General features: G+C 59.0%; 6 protein-coding genes. 4 read left to right on the top strand and 2 right to left on the bottom strand.

Translation table 11 applies throughout. The features are described 5' to 3' along the window. Positions 1 to 613, top strand: a 613-nt coding sequence (locus VIL80_RS16365; RefSeq protein WP_332037162.1) for a DbpA RNA binding domain-containing protein, incomplete at its 5' end; no start/stop codon positions are given. 78 nt (positions 614 to 691) lie between these two features. On the opposite strand, the gene VIL80_RS16370 is transcribed toward VIL80_RS16365, so the two are convergent. Beyond that, positions 692 to 1,240 carry a cytochrome b gene (locus VIL80_RS16370; RefSeq protein WP_332037163.1) on the bottom strand — a complete coding sequence of 183 codons (549 nt, stop codon included), beginning with the start codon at positions 1,238 to 1,240 and terminating at the stop codon, positions 692 to 694. Between the two features lie 206 nt (positions 1,241 to 1,446). Here VIL80_RS16370 and VIL80_RS16375 point away from each other — a divergent pair, with 206 nt between their 5' ends. Together VIL80_RS16375 and VIL80_RS16380 are read left to right on the top strand one after the other, a co-directional pair. Continuing rightward, complete coding sequence (locus tag VIL80_RS16375; RefSeq protein ID WP_332037164.1) at positions 1,447 to 3,678, top strand: TonB-dependent receptor; 2,232 nt, start codon at positions 1,447 to 1,449, stop codon at positions 3,676 to 3,678. 21 nt (positions 3,679 to 3,699) lie between these two features. After that, positions 3,700 to 4,377: a Fe2+-dependent dioxygenase gene (locus tag VIL80_RS16380; protein ID WP_332037165.1), complete on the top strand. Its 678-nt coding sequence runs from the start codon at positions 3,700 to 3,702 to the stop codon at positions 4,375 to 4,377. Here the strand turns inward: VIL80_RS16380 and VIL80_RS16385 are convergent. Further along, a complete protein-coding gene (locus VIL80_RS16385; protein ID WP_332037166.1) occupies positions 4,374 to 5,294 on the bottom strand; it encodes a LysR family transcriptional regulator in 921 nt (306 codons plus the stop codon). The two genes, VIL80_RS16380 and VIL80_RS16385, sit on opposite strands and share 4 nt — an antisense overlap. A 130-nt stretch (positions 5,295 to 5,424) precedes the next feature. On the opposite strand from VIL80_RS16385, the gene VIL80_RS16390 reads away from it, so the two are divergent. Beyond that, positions 5,425 to 5,590 (top strand): hypothetical protein (locus VIL80_RS16390; RefSeq protein WP_332037167.1); only part of this gene is annotated, 166 nt, incomplete at its 3' end.

Below are 5,590 nucleotides of genomic sequence, written 5' to 3' on the forward strand. Positions count from 1 at the left end.
GGAAAAATTCCGCCAGAAAATTACCTTCACCATGGGCGGCCGCCGCGACCTGGCACCGTTCCGCGATCTGGTGGAAAAATTCCTGGAAGACAACGACGTCGATCCGTTGGATGTAGCCGCAGCTCTCGCCGCCATGGCGCAGGGCGACCAGCCGCTGCTGCTGGACGAGCGCGAGCCGGCGCGTCAGGAATTCCGCGAGCGCAAGCCGCGCGAATTCGGAGACGACTTCGAAGACCGCAAGCGCAAGCCGCGTGATAAGAAACCCGGTTTCGACAAAGACAGCAAGCGTATTCCGGGTCCGGATGAAGGCAAGGAGCGCTACCGTATTGAAGTGGGTCGCGAGCACGGCGTGCGCCCGGGCAGCATCGTCGGCGCCATCGCCAACGAAGTGGATCTCGACAGCTCCTACATCGGCCGTATCGAGATTTACCCCGAGTACACCACTGTCGACCTGCCGGAAGGCATGCCGCAGGAAATTTTCCAGCACCTGAAAAAGGTGCGGGTAAATGGTCGTCCGATGAACATTGCTCGCTTTGATGAAGCCCGTGTGAAATCCGGTGGCCACACCGCGCCGGCGTTCAAAAAGCGCAAGCCGAAGAAGTCTTTCGACTGATCCGGTCTGAGGGATTTCCTCGGAAACAAAAAAGGGCACCAATTGGTGCCCTTTTTTTATTGTGCGCTGTTGCTGTGGTTACTTCACTTTGCCAAACGGCAGCATCTGCCGCAGGGTATTGTCCTTGGTGATCAGGTGATGCCACAGCGCGCCGCCGATATGCAGTACCAGCAACACCAGCAGTGCATTCCACAGGAATTCCTTGTGCAAAAACGCCAGCTGTTTGGCGAGTGCCTCATTCTTGGCAACAAACGACGGCAGGTCGAACAGCCAGAACAGCTTGGTCTCGCGCCCCGCGAACTGGCGCATCAGCAGGCCGGTAATCGGCATTCCCAGCATGATCACGTACATCAGGCTTTGCACCAGCAGTGATACCGGCTTTTGCAGACCGCTGCCGTACAGGGTGGGGCGGCCGTGGGTGGCGCGCCAGTAAAGCCGCGCGAGACCCAGAAACAGTACAGTGAAGCCGAGCGAGAAGTGCACCACCATCCACCAGCCGCGCATGGGATCGTCGCGCTCATAGAACTCGTGCAGCTCCACCGAGCCCCAGGCAAACAGGATAAAAAAGGCGATCAGCCAGTGCAGGGTTTTGAGTGCCGGGCTCCAGCTGCTGATGGTTTTAGTCATGGAAATTCCCCTTCCGTTTTTTTGTGCCCAAGCTTAGCGATTTTTTGCGTCCGCCGCCTCTTTCTTGTGGCCGAGGTAGGAAAATGCGCCAAAACCGCATAACAAGGCTTGCTGATTATCTTGATCTAAATGATAATGCTTCGCATTAAATGGCCTGTAAGGCCGATGAAAGATCTTGATAACAAACCGACTGTTGGGGTAACCACATGACCAAGCTGACGAGTATGGATAAGCTCGCCATCCAATCTGCTGTTCACAATGCCAGCGATGCATTCCGGAAGAAGCCGCTCGCAGGCCAGTTTTCCCGTTTCTCTCAGCTGTCCCTCGCAGCTGCTGTCGCCACGGGTCTTATGGGCACCGCCCACGCCGAGGAAGCCAAGACCGCGGATACCCGCGCGCCGGAAGTGGTGGAAGTGACTGACCGCATCGAAGAGCAGAAGCCCAGTTCGGTCAAGTTTGCCCGCCCACTGCTGGATACCGCCCAGACCATCAATGTGATTTCCGAAGAGGTGATGCAGCAGCGTGCCGCCACCACCCTGCGCGATGTACTGCGCAACGTTTCCGGAATCAGCATGCAGGCGGGTGAGGGCGGTGCACCTCCCGGCGACCAGTTCTCCATTCGTGGCTACAGCGCCCGTACCGATATTTTTGTGGATAACGTGCGCGACTTCGGCGGCTACACCCGCGACCCGTTCAACCTTGAGCAGGTGGAAGTGGTTAAGGGCCCGTCCTCTGACTACTCCGGCCGCGGTTCCACCGGTGGTTCCGTAAACCTGGTGAGCAAGACCCCGCACCTGAGCGACAGCACCAGCGGCAGTGTGCTGGCCGGCACCGACAGCTATGGTCGTGCCACCCTGGACGTTAACCGCACCCTTGACGGTATCGACAACGCCGCCGCGCGCATCAATATCCTGACCCACACGCAGGACGTGGCCGGTCGCGATGAAGTAGACAATTCCCGCTGGGGTATCGCGCCGTCCATCGCCTTTGGTATCGAGACCGATACCGAGGTAAACCTGAGCCTGTTCCACCTGGCCCAGGACAATACCCCGGATTACGGTATTCCATGGGTGCCGGCGGCCAACGTTCCGCTGGCGGATTACGCCGACTCTGCGCCGCCGGTGGATTTCGAAAACTGGTACGGCCTCAAGTCCCGCGACTATGAAAAAGTGGATACCACCATCGGTACCGCGCAGGTGACCCAGCGCCTCGGCGACAATGCGAGCCTGAACAACACCACCCGTTGGGGCGTAACCAGCCGCGACAACATGGTGACCGCACCGCGCTTCGTGAGTAACGACAGTACCGACATTCGCCGCAGCGACGAAAAATACCGCGACCAGGAAAACACCATTTTCAGCAACATGACGGACCTGTCGCTGACGGTGAACCCAGGTAGCAGCTGGGAGCACCGCATCATTGTGGGTACCGAGGTTAGCCTCGAAAGCGAGAAGCGCTACACCAAGGAACTGACCGGGGAAGATTCACCGGCGACGGATCTGTTCAACCCGAACCCGAATGATCCCTACCTGGAAAATTATGTAAGCACCGGCACCTTCAGCCTGGGCGAGTCCACCACGCTTGCGGCTTACCTGTCTGATTCGGTGCAGATCAACGAGTACTGGCAGATCAACGGTGGCCTGCGTTACGACCACTTTGAAATGGAGTACACCCCGGATGGCAGCCCGCTGCTGGAGCGCTCCGACAACATGCTGAGCTACCGCGCCGGTGTGGTATTCAAGCCGGTATCCGAGGGCAGTATCTATTTTGGTTACGGTACTTCCTTCAACCCGACCGCTGAAGGGATGTCGATCACCGAGAACAGCCGCAACCCTGGTATTGCGGATCTGGATCCTGAAGAAAACCGCAGCTTTGAACTGGGCACCAAGTGGGAACTGGCAGAAGGTCGTGCACTGCTGAGCGCGGCTCTGTTCCGCACCGACAAGGTCAATGCGCGCACCCAGGACCCGAACGATCCCAACGATGTGCTGGTGCTCGACGGTGAGCAGCGTGTACAGGGTCTGGAGCTGGGCGCCTCCGGTGCGATCACCGATAACCTGAGTGTGAATGCCGGCTACGTGTATCTGGATTCCGAAGTACTGGAAAGCAAAGACGCATCGGAAGTTGGCAACGAGCTGTCCAACTCGCCAGAGCACACGTTCAACCTCTGGGCCAATTACCAGATGAGCGAGCGCCTGCAGCTGGGTCTGGGTACGCAGTATGTTGACGATCGCTTCAACAGTACCGCCAATACCCGCGTTGCCCCGGACTACTGGATCTTTGAGGCCTCCGGTGTCTACGCTTTCAGCAACAATATCAGTATGCAGCTGAACCTGCAGAACCTGACCGATGAAGAGTACATCGACTTTGTGGGCGGTGGTCACTTCATTCCGGGGCTCAGCCGCACCGCGCTGCTGTCCTTGAACTTCACCTACTAATTTTTAAAAAGGGAAATACACGTGCTGTTGGAAATCCCCGAAATCCTCAGCAAGCAGCAGGTCGCCGAGATCAAGGCGGCCCTGTTGCAGGCAGAGTGGGTGGATGGCCGGGTAACCGCGGGGCACCAGTCCGCGCAGGCCAAACAGAACCGTCAGTTGCCGGAGAGCTCGCCGCTGGCGCGGGAGCTCGGTGAGCTGATTCTCAAGGCGCTGCCGGCGAGTGGACTGTTTATGTCCGCGGCGCTGCCGCAGCGGGTGTTCCCGCCGTTGTTCAACCGTTACGAGGGTGGGGAGCATTTCAACAACCATGTGGACAACGCCATCCGGCGCTTGCCCACTGGCGGGCAGATCCGCACGGATCTGTCCTGCACGATTTTTTTCTCCGAGCCGGACGAGTACGACGGCGGCGAGCTGCTGATCGACGATACCTATGGTGCCCACTCGGTGAAGTTGGCGGCGGGTTCCATGGTGCTGTATCCGTCCACCAGCCTGCACCGGGTGACACCGGTGACCCGCGGCGCAAGGATCTCGTCGTTTTTCTGGATACAGAGCCTCGTGCGCGACGACGGTCAGCGCACCCTGCTGTTTGACTTGGATATGTCGATCAACCGCCTGCGCCAGCAGCTGGGTGATAACGAAACCATCGTGGCGCAGACCGGGATTTACCACAATCTGCTGCGTCGCTGGTCTGAGCCCTAAACCGCAGGTCTGACGCCATTCAAATTGCTGAAGCAGGTATTTTTCGCGGTGACAAAAAAGTCCTGCAAAAATGCCTGCTCCAGCATCTCTTCCCTCACCGCCGCGTACAGCGTGCTCCACAGTCCGTTTTTTCCCAAGCGCAACTGACTGACAAATCCCTTTTGCAGATATTCGTGTAATGCCCAGTTAGGGAGTGCACACACACCGCGCCCGCTCACCACCAGCTGTACCATCATCACCGTCAGTTCCGCAGTGCGCACCGCGGCGGGCTCTATGCCGGCGGGGTCGAGAAAATGCTGGAAGATATCCAACCGCTCCCGCTCCACCGGGTAGGTAATCTGCACCTCGTCGGCCAGGTCCTGCGGCTCCACCCATTTCCGCTCTGCCAGCGGATGCTTGCGGCTTGTCGCCAGGCACATTTCAAAACTGAACAGCGGCTCGTAGTGAATGCCCTTCAGGGATTCATCGGGGTTGCTGGTAACCACCAGATCCAGGTCGCCGCGAACCAGCGCCGGCAGCGGCGCGAAGTGGAAGCCGCTGGAGAGATCCAGCTCAACTTCCGGCCAGTCGTCGCGATACGCATCCAGCGTCGGCATGAGCCACTGGTAACAACTGTGGCACTCGATGGCGATATTCAGGCGCCCCGCCTGCCCGGAGGCGAGCCGCGCCAGGTCCCGCTGCGCCACCGCCACCCTTGGCAGTACCTCATCCGCCAGTTGCAGCAGTCGCAGTCCCGCGCTGGTGAAGCGCAGCGGGCGGGACTTGCGTACAAACAGCGCCTGTTCGTGACGGTCTTCCATCTCCCGGAACAGGTGCGACAGGGCGGACTGGGTCAGGTACAGCCGCTCGGCGGCACGCACCATGCTGCCGGTCTCGCGCAATATGGTGAGTGCCTTGAGATGTCTCAGCTCAATCATGTTTAGAAATATTCATGTTCTGGGCAAAAAATATGAAATTGATTGAACATGGTGTGGCCCGCAGAATCAACCCCGAAATTCACCACCCGGGCCCACAGGCACCGGGTCGTCAACCATATGGGATAAGGACATGGCACAGACACACATCCTCGGCTATCCGCGCATCGGCGCGCGCCGCGAACTGAAACGGGCACAGGAAGCCTACTGGAAGGGCGAAATCGACCAGCAGGCGCTGCTGGCCACCGGCTCGCAGGTGCGCAGTAAAAACTGGCAGGCCCAGCAGGCCGCCGGGCTGG

Origin of the sequence: Microbulbifer sp., from assembly GCF_036563125.1 — a bacterium.
Lineage (GTDB): Bacteria > Pseudomonadota > Gammaproteobacteria > Pseudomonadales > Cellvibrionaceae > Microbulbifer.

Excerpts from the sequence above, each read along its gene's own strand:
- VIL80_RS16370 (WP_332037163.1), bottom strand. The coding sequence starts at position 1,240 with ATGACTAAAACCATCAGCAGCTGGAGCCCGGCACTCAAAACCCTGCAC.
- VIL80_RS16375 (WP_332037164.1), top strand. The coding sequence starts at position 1,447 with ATGACCAAGCTGACGAGTATGGATAAGCTCGCCATCCAATCTGCTGTT.
- VIL80_RS16385 (WP_332037166.1), bottom strand. The coding sequence starts at position 5,294 with ATGATTGAGCTGAGACATCTCAAGGCACTCACCATATTGCGCGAGACC.